Source organism: Pseudomonas sp. NPDC089406, from assembly GCF_044900265.1.
Taxonomy (GTDB): domain Bacteria; phylum Pseudomonadota; class Gammaproteobacteria; order Pseudomonadales; family Pseudomonadaceae; genus Aquipseudomonas; species Aquipseudomonas fakonensis.
Window position 1 is genome coordinate 82,774 of record NZ_JBJDNC010000020.1, and the last position, 18,643, is coordinate 101,416.

21 protein-coding genes are annotated in these 18,643 nt (G+C 59.9%); all 21 read right to left on the bottom strand.

Annotated elements, in window-relative coordinates; all coding sequences use genetic code 11:
* Positions 1-95: 95 nt before the first annotated feature.
* Entirely contained in the window at positions 96-2,837 is a 2,742-nt protein-coding gene (locus tag ACI2KK_RS15780; protein WP_404669584.1) for a conjugative transfer ATPase, read from the bottom strand.
* The gene (locus ACI2KK_RS15785; protein ID WP_400620025.1) at positions 2,837-3,256 is read right to left on the bottom strand and encodes a TIGR03751 family conjugal transfer lipoprotein; all 420 of its coding nucleotides are present in this window, start codon (positions 3,254-3,256) and stop codon (positions 2,837-2,839) included. Before ACI2KK_RS15785 ends, ACI2KK_RS15780 begins: the two co-directional genes overlap by 1 nt.
* Positions 3,219-4,727 (bottom strand): TIGR03752 family integrating conjugative element protein, encoded by a 1,509-nt coding sequence (locus tag ACI2KK_RS15790; RefSeq protein ID WP_400620028.1) that lies wholly within the window; start codon positions 4,725-4,727, stop codon positions 3,219-3,221. The genes ACI2KK_RS15785 and ACI2KK_RS15790 overlap by 38 nt, the downstream gene beginning before the upstream one ends.
* Positions 4,717-5,523 carry a TIGR03749 family integrating conjugative element protein gene (locus ACI2KK_RS15795; RefSeq protein ID WP_400620031.1) on the bottom strand — a complete coding sequence of 269 codons (807 nt, stop codon included), beginning with the start codon at positions 5,521-5,523 and terminating at the stop codon, positions 4,717-4,719. Before ACI2KK_RS15795 ends, ACI2KK_RS15790 begins: the two co-directional genes overlap by 11 nt.
* On the bottom strand, positions 5,523-6,161 hold the full coding sequence (locus tag ACI2KK_RS15800; protein ID WP_400620034.1) for a PFL_4703 family integrating conjugative element protein: 639 nt from the start codon (positions 6,159-6,161) through the stop codon (positions 5,523-5,525). The genes ACI2KK_RS15795 and ACI2KK_RS15800 overlap by 1 nt, the downstream gene beginning before the upstream one ends.
* The gene (locus ACI2KK_RS15805) at positions 6,158-6,559 is read right to left on the bottom strand and encodes a TIGR03750 family conjugal transfer protein (RefSeq protein WP_400620037.1); all 402 of its coding nucleotides are present in this window, start codon (positions 6,557-6,559) and stop codon (positions 6,158-6,160) included. The genes ACI2KK_RS15800 and ACI2KK_RS15805 overlap by 4 nt, the downstream gene beginning before the upstream one ends.
* A 7-nt stretch (positions 6,560-6,566) precedes the next feature.
* A complete protein-coding gene (locus ACI2KK_RS15810) occupies positions 6,567-6,944 on the bottom strand; it encodes a TIGR03745 family integrating conjugative element membrane protein (RefSeq protein WP_400620040.1) in 378 nt (125 codons plus the stop codon).
* 15 nt (positions 6,945-6,959) lie between these two features.
* On the bottom strand, positions 6,960-7,199 hold the full coding sequence (locus ACI2KK_RS15815) for a TIGR03758 family integrating conjugative element protein (protein WP_404669585.1): 240 nt from the start codon (positions 7,197-7,199) through the stop codon (positions 6,960-6,962).
* Positions 7,186-7,521: an RAQPRD family integrative conjugative element protein gene (locus tag ACI2KK_RS15820; RefSeq protein WP_400620046.1), complete on the bottom strand. Its 336-nt coding sequence runs from the start codon at positions 7,519-7,521 to the stop codon at positions 7,186-7,188. Before ACI2KK_RS15820 ends, ACI2KK_RS15815 begins: the two co-directional genes overlap by 14 nt.
* 283 nt (positions 7,522-7,804) lie before the next feature.
* A complete protein-coding gene (locus tag ACI2KK_RS15825; RefSeq protein ID WP_404669586.1) occupies positions 7,805-9,889 on the bottom strand; it encodes an AAA family ATPase in 2,085 nt (694 codons plus the stop codon).
* Between the two features lie 3 nt (positions 9,890-9,892).
* On the bottom strand, positions 9,893-10,336 hold the full coding sequence (locus ACI2KK_RS15830) for a hypothetical protein (RefSeq protein ID WP_138031821.1): 444 nt from the start codon (positions 10,334-10,336) through the stop codon (positions 9,893-9,895).
* A gap of 6 nt (positions 10,337-10,342) precedes the next feature.
* Positions 10,343-11,191, bottom strand: a complete 849-nt coding sequence (locus tag ACI2KK_RS15835; RefSeq protein WP_404669587.1) for a hypothetical protein — start codon at positions 11,189-11,191, stop codon at positions 10,343-10,345.
* A gap of 291 nt (positions 11,192-11,482) precedes the next feature.
* The gene (locus ACI2KK_RS15840) at positions 11,483-12,211 is read right to left on the bottom strand and encodes a TIGR03747 family integrating conjugative element membrane protein (RefSeq protein WP_400620817.1); all 729 of its coding nucleotides are present in this window, start codon (positions 12,209-12,211) and stop codon (positions 11,483-11,485) included.
* A gap of 24 nt (positions 12,212-12,235) precedes the next feature.
* Positions 12,236-14,362, bottom strand: coding sequence for a type IV conjugative transfer system coupling protein TraD (gene traD / locus ACI2KK_RS15845; RefSeq protein ID WP_404669588.1), 2,127 nt, complete (start codon positions 14,360-14,362; stop codon positions 12,236-12,238).
* Positions 14,363-14,371: 9 nt separating this feature from the next.
* The gene (locus ACI2KK_RS15850; RefSeq protein ID WP_400620810.1) at positions 14,372-14,791 is read right to left on the bottom strand and encodes an integrating conjugative element protein; all 420 of its coding nucleotides are present in this window, start codon (positions 14,789-14,791) and stop codon (positions 14,372-14,374) included.
* Positions 14,788-15,342, bottom strand: coding sequence for a transglycosylase (locus tag ACI2KK_RS15855; protein ID WP_400620807.1), 555 nt, complete (start codon positions 15,340-15,342; stop codon positions 14,788-14,790). The genes ACI2KK_RS15850 and ACI2KK_RS15855 overlap by 4 nt, the downstream gene beginning before the upstream one ends.
* Positions 15,324-15,998: a TIGR03759 family integrating conjugative element protein gene (locus tag ACI2KK_RS15860; RefSeq protein ID WP_404669601.1), complete on the bottom strand. Its 675-nt coding sequence runs from the start codon at positions 15,996-15,998 to the stop codon at positions 15,324-15,326. The genes ACI2KK_RS15855 and ACI2KK_RS15860 overlap by 19 nt, the downstream gene beginning before the upstream one ends.
* Positions 15,999-16,054: 56 nt before the next feature.
* The gene (locus tag ACI2KK_RS15865; protein ID WP_400620804.1) at positions 16,055-16,726 is read right to left on the bottom strand and encodes a hypothetical protein; all 672 of its coding nucleotides are present in this window, start codon (positions 16,724-16,726) and stop codon (positions 16,055-16,057) included.
* Complete coding sequence (locus ACI2KK_RS15870; protein WP_400620801.1) at positions 16,723-17,232, bottom strand: PilL N-terminal domain-containing protein; 510 nt, start codon at positions 17,230-17,232, stop codon at positions 16,723-16,725. Before ACI2KK_RS15870 ends, ACI2KK_RS15865 begins: the two co-directional genes overlap by 4 nt.
* Before the next feature lie 130 nt (positions 17,233-17,362).
* Positions 17,363-18,079: a hypothetical protein gene (locus ACI2KK_RS15875; RefSeq protein WP_400620799.1), complete on the bottom strand. Its 717-nt coding sequence runs from the start codon at positions 18,077-18,079 to the stop codon at positions 17,363-17,365.
* A 66-nt stretch (positions 18,080-18,145) separates the two neighbouring features.
* Positions 18,146-18,640, bottom strand: coding sequence for a JAB domain-containing protein (locus ACI2KK_RS15880; RefSeq protein WP_400620796.1), 495 nt, complete (start codon positions 18,638-18,640; stop codon positions 18,146-18,148).
* Positions 18,641-18,643: the final 3 nt, after the last annotated feature.

Below are 18,643 nucleotides of genomic sequence, written 5' to 3' on the forward strand. Positions count from 1 at the left end.
GTGAGCGAGTCAGGCAAATAAGCGAAAGAGTACAAATGTGCTCTTGTCGATTATTTGCTGAACAAAGGGGTTGCGAACAGTCCTGGCGGTATCGGTCACAACATGCCGCGCAGGCAATCGATGTCGGCCGCGACCTGCAGGGCGGCCTCCAGCTCGGACTGCTGGTGCTCCTCCATCAATCGCCAGCGCTGGGCTTTTTCCTCGGGCTCGGTCATGGCCAGAGCGAGGTACAGGCTCGGTGGCACCGCGCGGAACAGCGTCTCCAGGTTCTTCGACAGAACTACGCCCTCGGTGTACTTCCCCGAGGCCTTGCTCGCGGAGAGCAGCAGCGTCTTTTGCGCCGGCGTGAGTTTCTTGAAGCGGGCGATTTCCTCGATTTCCGCCGGCGGCATGTTCAGGCAGATCCACCACTCGATCATGTTGAGCATGGTCTGCGCCGCGTCGGGGAAGTCGGCCAGATTCTGCGTCGCCAGCCAAAACCAGGCGCCCAGCTTGCGCCACATCTTCGTGCCCTTGACCACAAAGGGTGCGAGCAACGGGTTCTTGGTGATGATGTGGCCTTCGTCGGTGACCATGATGATCGGCCGCCCGAGGTACTGGTCGCGTTCGGCGATGTTGTTCACCGTGTTCATCAGGCTGATGTAGCTGATCGACATCTGCGCTTCGTAACCCTCGCGGGCGTAGGTGGCGAGGTCGACAATCGTCACATCGCTCTCTGGCCAGGGCGTGCCGGGCCGGTCAAACAGGGCGCCCTCGAAACCTTGGCAAAACAGGTCGATGGACTCGCCCATCTCCTGGGCGCGCTCCCGGCGTTTGTCAGGCAAATGGGCGTCGCTGGCGACTTGGCGCAGGGCATCGCGGACATGCCGCGTCAGCACCTGTTGTTCGGTCGCTGCGCAGTGCTGGGCGGCATCAAGGATGCACTCGCGGATCAGGCTGCGGTCTGCGCGGGTCAGGCGCGCCTCTTCCTTGGCCTCACCACCGGTGATCATCAGCCGTGCGGTGATCTCCAACTCTCCCAATACGTCGCGCTGCTCATCACTGTCCGGCGCCGTTTCATCTAGGTCTTCGGTCGACAGGCTGGCGACCTGATCCGGGTGCTCGATCAGCCGACGGGCATCGGCGAACGGTGCCAGGCTCAAGCCACTGCCGGGTTTGAGCTGCACCTTGTTGACGGACAATCCGAGCGTGGCGAAGTAGTCGCCCTGCAGGCCAAAGGAGTTGCCCGCTTCAACGATGAACAGCCGCGGCCGGTACACGGCCATGACCTGCATCAGGATCGAAACCAAGGTAGCCGACTTGCCAGCGCCGGTCGGGCCGAACAACAGCAGGTGGCCATTCATGGAGCGGTCGAAACGTGACAACGGGTCAAACGACAGCGGTGCACCCCCACGGTTGAAGAACGTGATGCCCGGGTTGCCGGTACCGATGCTGCGGCCCCAAAGCGGCAGCAGGTTGGCGACATGCTGGGTAAACAACAGTCGGGTGTACCAGTTGCGCGTGTCGCGGGCCGGGTTGTAGACCATCGGCAGCCAGCGCAGGTAGCTGTTGCACGCCGCCACTTCATCGCCCTCGCGCACCGGCTGCAGGCCGGCGCCGAGCAGTACGTTGGCGGCCTGAATCGAGCGCTGGCGCAGCTGCTGTTCATCCGCACCGCGCAGGTACAACGCCAGCGTGCCGCGGTACAGCTTGTGCTGGCGCCCAATCAGCGCGCGTGCTTCCTCCACGTCCTGGCGGGTCTGGGTTGAGGCGAGGTTTTCGCCGATGGCTTTGCGCGCCAGACGGTTGAGATGCTCCTCGAGTACATCCTGAGGCGTGATCACCAGGGTCAGGCTCATGACCGCCTGCTCGGGCAACTGATCGAACAAGGCGTTCAACGCCTCGCCTTTACGCGTTTCGCCGGTCAGCTGGCCGATATGCGGTGGCCTGCGCAGCTTGTCGACCACCATCACGGCGTGTGGCTGTTGATCGAAGTACCATACGCCCTGTTCACTATCGGAGCGGGGTTCCTGGAAGAACAGCCGCTCAGCAAAATCGTGGTCGAATGGCAGCGGCAGCTCCTCGCCGTCGTCCGTCTCCGGATAGGGCACGCGTCGATAGAACGCCGCGGGAGATTCGTCAGTGAGGGCTGGGGAAGGGTTGAACCAGGGCAGCAACCAGGCGTAGAAGTCGCGTCCGGTCAACCGTCGAGGGCTGACCCCGCAGGCCTGCAGCGAGGCCATCAGGCGGTCGCAGGTGCGGCTCAGCAGCTGAGACGGGCTCTGCCCGTCTTCCTCACCCTGGTCCCCGAGCCAGCGGTAGACCACCAGACGAATCCGCCGATTGCTGCCGCGCCAGGGCAGGTGGGACACGACATGGTCGTCGAACAGCCCTCCCGGTTTAGCAAGGGCGTCGAGGTGACGCTGCATCGAAGCGAGGAAGGCTTGGGTAAACGGTGTGCCGAGAGCCCTTGGCGCGATGTAGCGCTCCAGGCGTTCGAGGTACGGGGCAAAGTCACTGTCGTCCTGGCAGAAAAACTGCACCACCCAGGGCGCCTGGTCGAGCTCGTCGAAGCTGTCCTGCAGCGCATCTTCCAGGGCGTCGCGGGCCGCCATCAGCCACTCGGGCTCACGGCCCTCGGTCCCGATCGGCTGCAGCTCGAACACCGCGCCCACGGAGCGGTTGTCGTCGAGCAGAAAACACTGCTCGTCCTCGAGATATTCGACCCAGGGCAGGTGATCGGTAAAGCTGGGATTGTGCGCATACTGGGCGGACTCGTCGGCAAGCGTCGCGCGCCGGCGCTGTGCAGCGCGCCAGGGCTTCCAGCGCGGCGGGTCGTAACTCGGGTCATCGGCCATCACAGATCGTCCAGGCGTTCGCCGGGCAGCGCGTACTGGACCTTCTCGTACAGCGGGAACACGGTCGAGTAGCCTGGCACCGGGGTCTGCTGGGTACCGGCCAGGTGCGGGTACACGTACATGACCAGGTCAGGGTTGGGCAGTCGCGGGAACTGCGCGCGGATCTCGTTGGCTGCAGTGCGCGTGTAAGCGCTTTGGTTGCCTATCAGGCGCTCAGGGTCGAGCACCGGACGGCGCAGTTCGCCACGCGCTTCCTGCAACTGCTGCTGGGAACCGACGGAGCCCCCGCCGTTCCAGATGTCCAGCATGGTTTGATCACCGTGGGGCAGCATTTCCTCCTTGCTGGTGGAGCAGCCGCTCAGGTGCAGGGCGAGCAGCAGACTAATCCAGATCCAGTACCGAAACAGATGGGCTTTCATGGTTCACTCTCCGGCCTTTCGGCTCGTAGTCGATGCTGATCTCGTGATCCAGGTGCAGCGCCACCTTGGCCCCGGGCGGCACGTAGATGGCGGCAAAGGCTTCGCCATAGAGCTTGTTGATCCACTCACGGATATCGCCAATGCCACCGCTGATGACTGAGTTCAGCGCGCTGTTGCCGCTGTTCTGGGTCAAGCCCAGGCTGCCGCCGGCCGAGTTGATGAACGAGGTGTTGGTTTGCTCGCTGCCCATTGCTGCAGCGAAGCCGGCACCGGCTGCGGTGATCAGGCTCTGGCTGCCCAGGTATTGCTGGGCATTGGAGCGGCGCTCCCCAGAAATGCAGGGAATGCCGTAGGGATCGGAGATGTAGCCCAGCCCGCCGCGGATTTTCTCGGTATCGGAGGTTTGGGTGCTGCTGCGATTGCGGCTGACGACCTTCTGCGGCTGTGGCACCGTGCGAACAGTCCCGTCGCTGAAGACAAAGGTGATGGATTCAACCTGGCCGCGCACGCAGGACAACGTCCAGTCGCCGGCGGCGGTGCCGCTCATGACCGCTCCGACCACGTCTGGCAGGTCGATGCCGTTGGCGGTGAGGTTGTCCGGGCCCACCAGTACCTTGAACGGATACGGGTCATTCACGGTGCCGTCCACCGGGACGCGGCCAATCAGCGCGGTCATGGCAATCGAGCCCATCAACGTCGAGTTTTCAGGGATTGTGTAGACGGGCTTGGCGCCCTCGGCGCGGTACTGAGTGTTCTCCAGATCACGCTCGCCTTTGGCGACGGCACGCAAACGGTCCTGGCCTCGATCAATGGCGTTGTTGTCCAGGCCGTGCAGGTCCTTGAAGGTCGACGTCAGCGATGACAATGGACCGTCGGCCTTCCCAATGCCCTCCTGCCCGGTGCGCGCATTCGACGGCTCGATCCACTGCACTGCGTCAGCCGCCGATTGCGCACCCGAAAACTGTTGCTCGTCGCCCGGCTCAAGGCCAAAGCCTGCGGGGAGATCGGACTTGGAGGCCGGCTTGTTGGTGAGCTGGTCCTTGAGCCTGGACAGCAGGCCCTGGGTTTCGCGGTGCTGCTGTTCGGCCTTCTGCCGGGCATCGTTGGCCTGCTGGCGCTGCTCGGTGACCTGCTGGGTGACGCTGTTCAAAGTGCTCTGGATGCGCGTGTCGACATTGCCTTCGCGCGAGCGCAGTCGGTTGTTCTCGGTTTGCAGGGCATCGTTGCCTTTCTTCAGCGTCTGCATCTCACTGCGCATCGCCTTGACCTGGCCGATCAGGGTGGCCACGGTGTCGCGAGGAGTGTCGCCCGCGATGCCCAGGGCCTTGGCCTGTTCCGCGCTGAGCGTGGTTTTGTCCGGATCGCGAGTGAGCTGGCCGTCCGGCGCGGCCATCCAGGATTTGCCGATGATCAGTACGATGCCGAGCAGGACTCCGGGTACCAGGAACTTCAGCAGGCCATTAGCTTTCATGATCGGCAGCCTCCGTCGTTGGCGGGGGCAACAGCATGGCGTGCTTCAGGTCGCTTCCGCGGGTGACGAGGTAGGCCACGGTGGTGTCTTCAGGCGTACCGGCGAGGCCGAGATCAGCGTGTTGGAACGTCGCGGCGTACAGCGTGGCCTGCAGGTGACGCGGGTCCAGCGCGACCTTGCCGGGGCCGCGGTTCACGATCTTTACCGCCGTTACCCAGTAGTCGCCCAACCGCCACGCAGCAAGCGCCTTGATCGAAACCCGCTCGGTCGGCAGCAAGGTGCTGAACGCGATGGAATCGGTCAGCGGCACACGCCGCACGCCAGGCAAAGGCGCCACGGTACGCAGAGGTGCATAGAGGTTCTGTGCAGCATAACGGGTAAGCACCACCGGTACCGGCGTCGCCGAGGGGGCTGCATCCTTCTCAGTCTTCGCATCCGGCGCCTGGATCTGGGTCACGATCTTGACCGGTTCCAGCGCCTCGCTGCCCTCAAGCGCCTCGATATCGATCAGGATGATGTCGCCCGTCTTCACCGACTGCAGCTGCAGCCGGGTAGTGGGGAGCGCTTCGGCGGCACGCAGATACACCGTACCCGCGACGGATTGCACGCGCAGCTTGCTGGCGATCGCACTGGGCAGTCCAACGCGAACGTCTTCATCGAGCATCAGGACCCGCTCTTGGCCCACCGTGAGCGGAACGACCAAGGGCAAGCGTTCCCAGTATTTGACCTCCACGGCGCCGACTGCTGAACACCAGCCGCTGACCATCACCAGAATCAGGATCAAGACACGCATCATCACGCACCTCCCGGCAGTGTCAGCTTCTGCGGTGTGCCTTCGTAGCAGTCCAGCGCCAGGCCCCATTTGTTGCGCTCGGGATCGACGTCGAAGCGCACCACGCGCAGCGGATAGCGCACCACTACGCGTTTCACCGGCTCGGCGGCGTAGTACTCGTCGGCATTGAGGTCGAGCTTGACCAGCCAGCTGTGCTTATCCAGCTGCTTCACCCGCAAGTCGGGGTCGTCGCTGTAACCGCGGCCCAGCACCTCATACACCCCGCGCACCCGGCCACGCAGCTCGCCGGCGGCCTTGCGATATTCGAAGTCACCGTCGAAGAACGTCTTGCAGGCAGGTGTCAGGTAGGGCTGCAGGGCAAAGATGGCGCGGTGGTAATCGACCTCACCGTCGGTGGGCCAGCGGTTGAGCTGGCCGAAGATGTACAGGGCGAAGGCGTAGATATTCTCGGGCGGCACATCCCACCACTTGCGCGTGCTGCCTGAGCGCAGATCCGGTGGTACGTGAATGGTGAGCTCGGAGGGCGCGGCCTGCCAGCCGTACCACAGCCCGCCGCACAGCAGCGCCAGGATGGCCGCGGCCAGGCGCAGGCTGAAAATATGCGCTTGCTGCGCATCCACCTTGTTGCGGAAGCGGCTCATGGGAAGGTCCTCCTATGCCGGCGAGTCCGGCGCACGGCCCACGGCCCCGAATGCAGGATCAGTTGGTGCGAACCGATGCCCCAATGCACCGCCACGTGCCACTGCAGTCGCCGGTACAACCAGGTTTCGGGGCGGGCACGCTTGGCCCGGCGCAGCAGCTTGCCGCCGCCAAGCAACACCAACGCCATGCACAAGAACATGCAGGTAGGGAGAGTCGCGATGGAGGCGGTGGTCACCGCCAGCGGCGCTCCGAGGATCACGCCCAGCGCGGCACCGACGATCAGGGCGACCCACATCTCGTCGTTGGTGAGGCCGCGCAGGACGGCCGGGTCACGGTTGAGACGCTCCGGCAGGAAGGTCAGTGTGCCGTCAGGCAGAGTGGCAGGGGCGTCGGACATGTTGACCTCACAGAATCGTCGCGGCTTTGGTGAGGAACCACAGAATCACCACCACCAGCAGCGCGCCGACGCCGACTACGGCGCCGAGGTCCTTCCAGGTCTTACGCTGGTTCTGTACGTCGGCGTAGACGGTGAGCGAATGCCAGGCCACGCCCAGGAAAGCGAGGGTGGCGATCAGCAGGCCGAGCAGGATGCCACCGTCGTAGGCGTAGTTTTTGATGGTGTCGATCAGGCCCGAACCTTCACCCCGGGAGGGTGCCTCCATAGTCGGCAGGTCAGCCCTGGCGAACGTCGAACTCAGCAAAACCAGACCGCTGCACAGGGCTTTTGAACAGATGTCCCGCGCCAGAGGGAGCGGGCGTTGGCAATAGTGGGAGAGTTTCATGGCACGGTCTCCGGGTTACGACAGCATGAAAAACATCAGCACGATCAGGGCGAGGGCTAGGCGCAGCGTGCTGCCGCCTAGCGCACCAAAATTGAGGTTTCCGGCCGCCCAGCCGCGGTAGCCGGCCCACAGTGCCCAGGTGCACCAGAGCAATGCGAGCACCAGCACCGATGAGCGCCACAGCACCGAACTGAGCTGCGGGGTAAACCCGGCCACGGCTGAGAACGCACTCAGTTGAGCGTCAGTCATGCTCATTGGAAGGCCTCGGCTGGGGCGCTTCAGCACGATAATCACCGGCTAGCTCGACCAGATCGGCCGGTTGCGCGCGGGAGGGTGACAGGTATCGGTGGATGCCTTGATTAACAAGCTCAAGGTCCGCAGCAAACCTTGTGTAATCAAAGCTATAACGGGATCCAGCGGTATCGACTGAGCCGCTGCTTGCGCGATTGGCCAATTGCCCCATAGCAGTGATCTGCCGCTGTACAAGACCCAAATCCGATCGCTCGCGAACATCTTGGGCCGCGACACCTAATGTCACAAAAAAAGAGATGAGCAGTGAGTAGGGGGTGAGGTTCATGGCAAGATCCAGAAGAGTATCTGGGGCTCACTGTAATAAGTTGGCCAGCATTTGGCATGAGTCAAAAGGATTGGCGGAACATCAATTTAAAGGATTTTGGGGTTCGGCGGGGGGGGGCTTTGATTTAGATATGTTAGAAGGCGTAGGTTTATGCGAAGATAGCACCGTCGTAGTTGTAGTTGCCGGTCGTTGAACTGCGCAGGGTTAGTTACGGATTAAACTGGTGAGTGACTGCTGCGGCCCGAAAAGTGTTGTGAAGGACTGCAGCAGTTCTACTGTTTTCTCAAGTTGTCGATAGCGGTGCGATGCACTTGCCTTCGAGATGGATGTATTTGAACTTGACGCCCTCGGTAGATTCTTTAAAAACCGCATCTAGGTCATCGAAGGATGCTGCAACGATGGCTTGGAAATTTGTCTGATTTGCTAGCATCCGAAAAAGTGCTTGCTGGCTTTTAGTAGCCATCGAGTGTTGTCCGGGTTCATCCATCATGATAAAGCCGGGATGATTTCCCGGGATGTCCCTACTTGAAGCCGTCTGATAGAGAGCCATGATGTAGCTCCATATGAGTCTCACGAAATCACTTGCGCTGGAGTTTTGAGCCATGTTTCCATTACGCGCTGCCTGTGCTTTGGTTTTTGCATCGCTGGGAGAATCTACAATTTCTCGAAGCTCTAACCGAGATAGCTGAGGTAGAAGGGTGTCTTCGTTGAAGACGATGTCTTCAATTTCCGCGCTAAGATAATCGAATTCACCTGCATTGCCGCGAAAGTGCTGCGAAAATCGTCGGATGCGTTTCTTGTCTTCATCCGTATACCGGTCTTTGGGCAGATTTTTTCTCTTGTTTTGGTTGGTCTTGAACTCGAGTGAGAGCTTATGTAGTACTGTAATGGCATCTTCGAGTTGGTCGGAGAATTCTTCTAGTTTTTCGATCTCCCACTCGACCAAGACTTGCTTTTTAACGGCGGCTTGGGAGACGGCGCTTCCTCTGGTTGCATCTCTTCGCAAGGAGCTAAGTATTGATCGCTCTTTTTCTAACTGTGCCGCAAGGTTTCGGCATATTATTTCTGCGTCGCGAATTTTTAACTCAATGCCTGCTTCTTGTTTGGCAAGCATCTTTGCTTGGCTTTCTAGGTAGTGGATGTTAGTGTCAATATCCATCGCCGTTCCGGTGAGGTTTATGCTCACCAATGAGTCTTCGATGTGCTGATGACATGTTGGGCAAGAGTCTTCTGCAGCATGTATGTGCTTGCTTGCGCCATATTCTCTTAGCTTTTTCGTGGTTTTGTTTCGAGTTAGTTCTTCTTGGGTTTGTTGCTTGATTTGGATGTGAGCGCTAAGAGTTGAATTGTAGATTGTTAGGTTGCTGAGAGACGTTTCATAGTCGGCTGCTAGTTTGGTTACTGCGGATGTTTGCTTTTGTAGTTCTTCGGAAATTAGAGATCCAGTTGAGCCGTTCTCTGGATTTATTGCTAGATCTAGGTCTCTGTATTTTTTCTTCAGTGTGGCGATAGTTGTGTACAGGTTAGATTGCTCGCCGTCCGCTATCCGTAATGCTTCAACCTTGTTCTGATCGAAGTCAGATGTTATGCGTGTTGATAGTCCAGTTAGGCTTAGTCTAAGGAGAGAGGCTTGCGATGAGATCTCTTTCTGCTTTGAGGTCCAGTCGTTATGAAGCTTGACTGATTCCAGATCAAGCTCCATATGCTTCGATTCTTGCTCAAACACCCCTAGGCCGAGCAGAAACTCTACAACTCGTACGCGAGCATTACTCACGCTGTAGTAGGGGATGTTGGCGATGTAGTCTGTCCAGCCGCGCTTTTGCTCTATAGCTAACGCCGCGAAGATCGCCTGGAGGTACAGCTTTACTTGCTTTCCGTTAGAGTCATGAACCTTGGGCAGCTGAAGACCAAGGAAGCTCTCAAGATAAGTGAAGAATCCTTCTTTATAAACGGCGCTGTAGTTGTCGTGGATGAATTTGTAGCTTACTTGCTTAGTATCGCTCTCAGAGGAGGCTGCCTCTGACACCTCGGCCAATTTTGTATTATGATTTGCGCTTTTGATCCATCGTCTGATAGTGCTGACTCTTCCTTGGCGATTTTCAATCTCAATGGTGACATAAGACTCTGATATTGCATGCTTCTTTTCGTCATGAATTACATAGTCTCGGACAGCATAGGAAAGTGCGGCTTCCCCTTTGCCGCCTACAAGCTCCTCCATTCCGAGTGAGTATAGTAGGCAATTTACAATAGTGCTCTTCCCAGAGGAGTTTGAGCCCCGAATGATATTCAGTCCCTTTTGGAAGTCTGTAGAAAACCCAAAATTCCCGCCTGAGCAGATGATGTTTATGCAGAAAGACTTGATGTACATGCTCTATTCCCAATCCCTGGCTGTTTTTGCGACCATTTTCTCTGTAAGTTTTTTACCAATTTTGTCTAGTTGAGCCTTTTCAGTTGATAGAAATTTTGGGTCGCTGGCAATTTCTGATAAGAATTCTTGCCCTGCTGGCAGGATTACAATCCCAGTTTCATCTGATTTGAGAATGTCTTCTTCTGAGGCTATTTGAAGGGCTACAGCCAGTGCTGGGTCAAATCCCCAGACCGGTATCGAAAGTTGCTTGTTTTGCGTTGCAGCCTTCAGGTCCTCAATTCGGGAGTCTTTTTTTAAGGCCCAGTTGATTAGGTGTAGCTTTAATAGGCTGCATTTTTGTGCTCGGCCGCAAGTGTCGATAATAAGTAAACACTGGGCTATTTTGTACAACGGCCTATGTTCTGCTAGAACCGGGGCGGGGCGCGATGTAAACTTTAGTGTGGCCATTTTTAGTTACTCGCTATAGTCAAGCTGACAAGCGCCCAGCCAGTATGATATTTCATTGGCTACAATCTTTGATGCTAGTGCGTAATCTACGGATGGACTTGTTTCTCGTATTAGGAGTTCTGTAAGCTCGCTGCGAATTTTTTCAGTCAATACGTCCGGGGTGGCGTTAAGGGTGTCTGACCATTCTGCGACATGTTGATGAAAAGCAGAAAGTAATCTTTTTACTTTTTGATATATTAGCGGAGATGCCTTATTCAGTTCGTCATGAAATTTGTTATATCTAAGGAAGCCGTCCAAGGTGGATGAATATAAGCGCTCGACTTTAGATTTGTGAGCAGGGTTCTCCATGTCAAACTCGACCTTGCGAAAGCCAGCTGCGACCCTGGCAATGGTCTTCCGCAAGATGTTTTCTTCGTAATCAATGCTCTCAGTGTCTGGGAACGGCAGGTCGAGAGTTATTCCTGGGATGTGGAGTGCCTTGCCCTGCATTGCTTGGAAACTATGAATGTCTTTTTCATAGTGCTCAGCAGTGTGTAGGTCGATTCTGAAATCAGGGCTTAAGATCGATAGATTCCAGCTTCTGGCTTCTATTTCTTTATTCTTTGCGTGTTTTAGTAACTTGTTGTCTGAGATTTCTGGGGTTACAAAACACCAGTTTTTAATCAGGGTGCCACCAAGGCGTGAAACTAGTTCTGCTTCGTTTAATTTTAACTTGCTTATGTCTTTGGTGATTTTGTTACGCTGCTTGATATACAGCCTATCGGGATTGTAGTGTTTGTCTGGGCAGTAGCATTGAAATGCTATGCCGCTTGCTACATAGCCTTCAATACCAAAATCACCTGGAGAAGTAGGCATCTCGAAATAGCCTTCTCCTCCATGCCTATCCTTGAAAATTCGCTGTAAAAGCGACTCCCAAGACTTCCCGTCAAATAGGCCGAACCTAGATTGGAACATCTGGTTTTGACTCCATTCCTTTGCGCTTCCTGGCCCAGTAAGTTTCTGGGACGATGTGGTAATGGCAGGATACTCATAAGCCCGAGCTTGCGCTAGCAATTGGCTACTATGCGGTGAGTGTAGGCAGAGAGCAACGCGGTAGGTCCAGGCGACCGGTACGGTCGTAGTGAGCCGAGCTCGCACAACCAACTGTCAAAGGTATTTTTTGAACGTGGTAGTAGTAATGCCGACCATGCAACCGAGCAGTGTGGCACACGGCAGCAGCACCCAGATGGGATTGATGGACCACGGCAGTGAGAGGTAGATCACCCACGGGCTGATCATCAACGGTAGCAACGTCCGCCGCGCTCGGTGATAGACAAAGCTGCTTTCGCGGTCTGCGCTGAACTTGCGAAGGTCGCGACGCATCAACCCATCGACCGCGCCGGTGATAACGGCCACCAGGAATAGGGGCATCGCCAGGGTGAGGACGGCCAGGCGCACGACGAAGGTAAAAACGGTGAATAAGGCGGCCAATAGGTAGTCCTGCATCACCACATAGGCTTGAGCAAACTGTCCCTGCACCGACATTTCGTGACTTAGGAGCTTCAGCTGAGTGTCAGATTGTGCCCAGCCGGAGCGGACCACGACCCATTCACTCAGGTGCTGAAGGACCTCTGCGGTGGCTTGCGCGGGCTCCTCCACGAGCAGCGAGTTTTTGAAGTGATCGCTGAGCCATCCCAGCTCACTGAGCCACATGGCATGGCTGTGATGCCAGCCCTGGTCGGGCCAGAACCACAGTATGCCCATGAACTCCAGGACGATGGAGAAGATCAGCGAAGCGAACAGCAGACCGAGCATTCGCAGGCAAAGCTCGAGCGTGCCCAAGATGAATCCCGGACGTCGTTGCGCAGGAGGTGGGCTGGCAGGAGAGGTCGTCATAGGGTCTCCGCAGTACTCGGTCGCTTATGGCGCGTGCCTGCGCCCTGGTGGAGGCATCTCGGGATCGAAATCGGCCGTGGGTGCGCCTCCCTCGTTACTCCACCAACGACCCGCATTGGCGTTGTACGATTCGCGCATGCGCGCAGCCAGGGTCTGCAGATCCGCAGGCATCGCATCGTCGCTGGCGGGCTTCGGTAGTGGCATGCGCACCTTCCACAGCTGGCCGCCTTCCTGGAACGAGAACATCTGCCCCTTGGGCAAGGCGATAATGTGCGCCGGTTCGATCAGCGGTACCGCAGTGGTGGTGACGCGATCCTGTGAGGACGAAGTGAAGTCGGTATGGGCATCAGGATCGGCGGTGTCCGTCGCCCCGGAGACCAAGGTGCGTGTCTGCACGTTGACCTTTGGCAACTGGTTAGTCAGCAGTTCCGCCGTCGCGGTTTCTCGCACGCGTAGCATCTGCAGGGTGTTGAAGTTGCCGATGACTTGACCAGCCTTGGCCCGGTTGCCAATACGTGCCTCGATGTCGCTCAAGGTCTGGGTATAGGCCGTGACCTGAATACCGGCACCGCCGCCCTTGTTGATCAGCGGGATGAACTCATCGCCCATCAGCTCGTTGAACTCGTCGGCGTGCAGGTTGATCGGCACCTTGTCCGCGGCGCTGGAGGAACCGGGCAAGCCGTGATCGATACCGTGCTTGTAGATGTGGCCGGCAACGGAGACCAGGTCGGCGAACATCGAGTTGCCGACGGCGGCGGCCACTTCGGCATCCGACAACGCGTCCAGGCCAACATAGACGATGCCGCGTTTGCGGATGACCTGTAGCCAGTCGAAGATTGGCCGCGGATCGTCCAGGTCGGAATAGTTCGGGGCCAGCAGCCGCGCGGTCTTGCCGCTGGTGAGCTTTTCCAACAGTGGCAACAATGAGGCGACGATCTTGTCGAAGTAGGTGCGGTCGTAGCGCACGGCCGAGCGCAGGCCGTCCATGACGGGGTCGAAAATACGTTTGGCGGTCAGGTACTGCTCAATGGCAACGACGCGCTTTTCCCGGCCAACCATGTGCCGCGGGAGGTTCTTCTCGTTCAAGCGGCCTTCGATCTGCACGATCGCTTCCCAGGCCTGCGGATCATGGCGGGCGAAGAAGTGCTGGGCATACTCAATGAACAGCGCGTCGATGTTCACCACATGGCGCTGGATCTGTAGGTAGTCCGGGCGCCGGCCGAGCTCGATCAGCGCTCGGGCGATGATGTTGACGAAGCGCCAGGCGAACTCGCGGAAGGCCGCCGAGTTGCCTTCACCACTCAACTGGCCGGCGATTCGGGTGGCTACCTCCGAAATGCGGCCGAAGCGGCCGATAGCGTTGTAGCGTGCGGAGATCTCCGGCCAGCCCAGGTGAAATACATAGAATTCATGCTCACGGCCGGCGCGACGAGCCTCGACGTACATGCGCTTGAGCAGGTCGGCATCGCCCTTGGGGTCGAAGACGATGACCACTTCCCGGCTCGGTCGGTGGATGTCCTGAGTGATGTACACCTCGGCCAGGCGCGTCTTGCCCACCCGTGTAGTGCCCAGCACCAGGGTATGTCCCACCCGTTCGCCGAGCGGCAGGATGGCTTCCTGTTCCTTCGGCTCGACGCCGTGCAGCAGTGGCGAGCCACCCACCGGCGGTAGCGGACGCACGGGGTTGAACGGGCTGTCCCAGGCGGTCAGACGAGGCAGCAGCGACAGCCCTGGCGGGGCCTTCTCCAGCAGCTGTTCCAGCCGTCGCGCCCACTGGTGGGCAGCCGACTGGTTGACATAGTGGGCCAGCGCCGGGTCCTGAGCTTCGAGCAGCCGCTGCGTGTGTAGGCGCGTCCAGCGAAAGCCGCGGCCCATGAACAGGCGCTTGCTGCTTACCGGGATCTGCCGGCTGGTCAGCGAGTATCGGGGCAGGCGGCGGATATTGCGCCGGTAGCGCAGGACGATCCGCGCCTCGTTGAGCCGTTTCAGGCCGAACGCGGTGTACGCCAGCGCCATACCTGCCCCTACCTCGGGCGACAGTGCCACGGCCCAGGGCGAATGCAGGCACAGCGCACCGGCGCCGGCGCAGATACCCACGGTGTACAGTTCCACCGCAGGTCGCAGCAGGGATTCCATCGCATGCTCGCCCATTAGGTGTCCTCACTGTTCCAGACCGGTGGGCGTGATCAGTACCGGGTAGTGGTCCAGCTCCAACCGCTCGGCGATGTCGTCACCACTGACTGGCCAGATATTCAGCCCAGGCGCTGCCGTCTGGATGCGACGCAGCGCCCGCACGTCGTCGACCTCGACCGCCAACCCATTGGCACCTAGCTCTTGTAGCGCCTGGGCGTGCTGCGACAGCCACTCCAGGGAAGCAGCGTCCTGCCCAACCAGAAATAGCGGCGTCATGCTGGGAAGGCGCAATGCCCTGGGCGGCACGATTCCGGGCAAGAGGCGAGCGCTGCGCACCGGCAGCACCCAGTTCAGCGTGGTGGAGGCGGGCAGACTGCTGGACTCAGCGCTAGCGGCAAACGACAGCCAGGGGCAGAGGGCCAGGGCCACCGAGCGCAAGCAGCTCATGGCAGTGACCCTCCTGGGGCAGCCGCGATTGACTGGACGCGTTGCCAATGACGGCTGAATTGCCGGCGATAGCGCGCCGCAGGATCACCACCGGCAGGCCGGTGATAGCGGCCGGCGGCGACAACCCAGTCACCGGTGTCGGCATAGTGCGCGCGCAACAGCTCGGCGGTGACTGCGAGGTTGGTGCGGGGATCGAGGGCATCGCAGGCGCTGGGGTAACGGTCCGGGTGATAACCTAGGTTGGTTTGTCCAAGCCCGACATCAATGCGCTTGGGATCGTGGCGGCTGAGCGCCTCCCTCAGTGCGGCACACGCCTCATCGCGCCGGGCAAACCGCAGTGATGATCCAGCGACATTCAAGGTCCACGGCCAGGGCATGAGCTGCCCGCGCAGCGGAGTGCCACTTTCTTGCAGGGCAATGGCGAACAGCACCGACGCGGGAATGCCGGCGTGCGCGGCCGCCAATTGATAGGCCGGCGGCGGCAGTGTGCCTGCGTGAACGCTGGTCGCCCCGACCATCGCCAGGGCGAGAATCAGTCGATGCGCTGCCATTTTCCGTCCACCTGCTGATAGCGGGCTGGCAGGGGCCGGCTGGCACCCAACGCAAACCAGCGGCCGCGGTCATGGTTCAAGGTGACCTGGCCTCCGCTGACCTGGGCGGCAGTGACGCCTGCGCTCTGCGCCCATTGGCGCAGGCGCGCGTCGTTGCCTTGGCTGCCGACCAGGTACACATCCAGCCGCGCACCGGCCTGCAGCCACTGTCGGAGGCTGGTCACGCAGGCGGCGCATTTGTCTTCCACGAACAGCGCCGTGCGGCTGCTGCTCAAGGGGCCGGCATCGTCGCTCATCCCCTGCACAGGCTGCAGACCCGGAAACAGCCGCGCCCAGGCCGCGGAGTAGGCTTTCTGATAGGCCAGTTCGCGCTCGGCACGCTTGGCCTCCAGACGGACCTGCAGCTCGGCGTAGCGCTGCCGCTCCTGATCCGAATTGGCCTCGACACCCAGGGTGGTGAGCGGGTCAAGTTGCGGCGACCAGTAATGGCGGGGGCCGGTCTGCAGACGCTCAAAGGTGGCCCATTCGTCATCTGTCAGACCCCAGGCCTTGGCCTGGTCTGCTGCAGACGCCTGCCGTGCCAGCGGCGACTGCTCGCTAAACTGCACCTGAGCGTCGACATGCTTGGCGACACTCGAGCCCTGGTCGGCGAACACGTAAGCCGGCAACAGGATGAGCGCAACCGCTGAGTACCTATACAACGTTCATCTCCTCACGGGATGGGCAGGGTGCGATCGCCATGGCCCGGGACGTGGAACACGGCCCGGCCCTCGCGAATCGCCCGCAGTTGCCAGCCGTTCAAGCTGTCACCGGGCTGGAGCAGGTGCACGGTGGACAGTGCATGGGCGCCGGCAGGCAACGCGGTCACGAACCTGATGGTGCCGCGCGTCTCGATACCCTGCAGGGCGAAAGGCGGCTGCAGCGCCTTGGCTTTTGATTTTTCACGGTTGGAGGCAGATTGGGATGCGGCGGTAGCTTCTGGCACCTTAGGAGCGGTCGACAGCTTCTCGAGTGCCGCTTCCGCCACGCCCATGCGTTGTGCCAGAGAGCTCAGGTCGGCGCTGCTCGGTCCTGGCGGTACCGCTTGCAACACCTTGACGGACGTCGCCAACTCGTCGAGTTGCTGGCCGAGCATTGCCTGCGCACTGGTGTGCTGGTGCTGGAGGTCTTCCAGGGCCGCGACTCGAGGCTGCAGGGTGGTGAGCTTGGTGCGCAATTCACCGATGTCGCGACGCAGTGACGGGCCAGTGTCGGCCGGCGCATTGCGTGCGGCGGTCTGCAGTTCAGCCAGTTGCTGGTGCTGGTTGTAGCTTGCAGCCGCGAGGACGGCAGCACCCAGGCACAGGGCGCCGATCACCAAGGCCTGAAAATGGTGAACCTTCATGGTGCGGTCTCCAGTGTCGAGAAGGGTGGTTCGGGCGTGGGCAGGCGCAGGGCGTAGCACACGCTACGCTCGACTGGATCAATGTCGAGCCGCCAGGCGGGGCCGCCGATGATGGTCAAGGCATCCAGCAGCGAGATCGGCCCGAGGACGTGATGCACGGCCGGCAAGGGGCGGTGGAACAACCGCGCCACGGCAGGGTTATCGGGACAGAGGGAGTAGCCCGAGTGCTGCAGCACGTGGCGCAGTGCTTCACCGACCGTTGCGTGCAGCACAGGGGCGATCTGGACGTTGACCAGCTGATACAGCGGTTGGCGCTGCTCCAGCGTTGGCCGGGTGCTGGCCAGAGTGTAGCGGTCCTGTCGGACCCAGGCGGGTACCGGGGACTTTGGCTTGGCCACTGCGGTCGGGGCCGGTGCGGGTGGTGCAGGGGCGGGCGCCGGTGGCGGCGTGCTGCAGCCCAGCAACGTGAACATCAGTCCAAGCGAGAAAAACGTGGGGATGTGCATGACCAGGTCTCGACAAAAGATGCCGACACCTTGTCGAAAAGCCAGAGTGCACCCCCACTGAAAAATCGAAGTTCGCCGACCGGATTATGCTGGCGCAACCATGAAAAAGGCGCCCGGAGGCGCCTTGAGGTCAATCTTCGACAAACATGGGTAACTCGGAAAGCGGCGTTGCATCAGGGTCGAAGATCAGCAGGCGGGTGTCGGCCTCACCGGCCAGCAACAGCAGGCGCAGCAGCACCGGTGGCACGTGATCTGCGCGCAGACGTGCAGTCACTTCCTCGGTGCTGAAGTAGGTGCCGCCCGAGGTAATGTTTTTGAGCCAGGGCGTCGAGTACAGCTTGCAGCCCACCGCGTTGTTGCTACTCAGCACGAAACATTCGAAGAAGCCGGACGGTGAACGACACCAGGCGCACACCTGCAGAAACTCGAACTCTTCTGCAGGCAGGTGTGCGCTGTTGATCTCCCAACTGCGACTGTAATGCCCGGTGGCAAAGGACAGCTGCTCGATCAAGTGCTGTGCAGCTTCCTCGCTGGGGAGATCGCTGACGTGTCGCCGGCGGCCATGGTGCAGCCCTGTGACCTGGTAGAGCACCTGGCTGACGGTGCCGTCGGCAGGGCACCGCATGCGGACAAACTCGGGCACGCTTTCGCCGTCAGTAATCACCGCGAAGTCATCATCGAATAGGCACGGCTGGAAATTGATGCCGTCATCCGGCAGGTCATGTAGCGCAGGGTGAAGGGATCGGTAGCAGGGAGGGCAATCGTCGGCATAGCTGATCTGCACCACGCGTTCGTAGCTCAGGTCCTGGAAGCCGCGGAGGAAGGGATTGCGAAGAGGTGTGGACATGATGGCGCTCCAAAAAATGCGAAGGTCACCCCGTACAGGCGGTGACCCTCCAGATGGTGAGGATGGTCAGATCCAGCCGTAATCGGCCAACGACAGCGGTGTGCCTTCGCCCACGATGATGTGGTCCAGCACACGCACCTCAACCAAGGCCAATGCCTCGATCAGGCGAGCAGTGAGCACCCGATCGGCGCTGCTCGGCTCCGAGCAGCCGGAGGGGTGGTTGTGGCTGAAGATCACTGCAGCGGCGTTGTGCTCGAGTGCTTTGACGACGACCTGGCGCGGATACACGGAGGCGCCGTCGATGCTGCCGGTGAAGAGGATGTCGAAGCTCAGCACGCGGTGCTGTGAGTCCAGGCAGAGCAGCGCAAACACCTCATGGTGATAGGGCGCAAGCTGCAATTTCAGATAGGACGCTGCATCACACGGTGAGATCAGTTGCTCGCCGCGCTGGAAATATCGTTGATCCAGCAACTCCAGCGCTTCGCTCAGCAGCGCATCCTCGCGGGCACGCTGGGCCAGTGCAGAGTCGAGATGCTCGACCCGATTGTGGGCAGTGTTCATGGG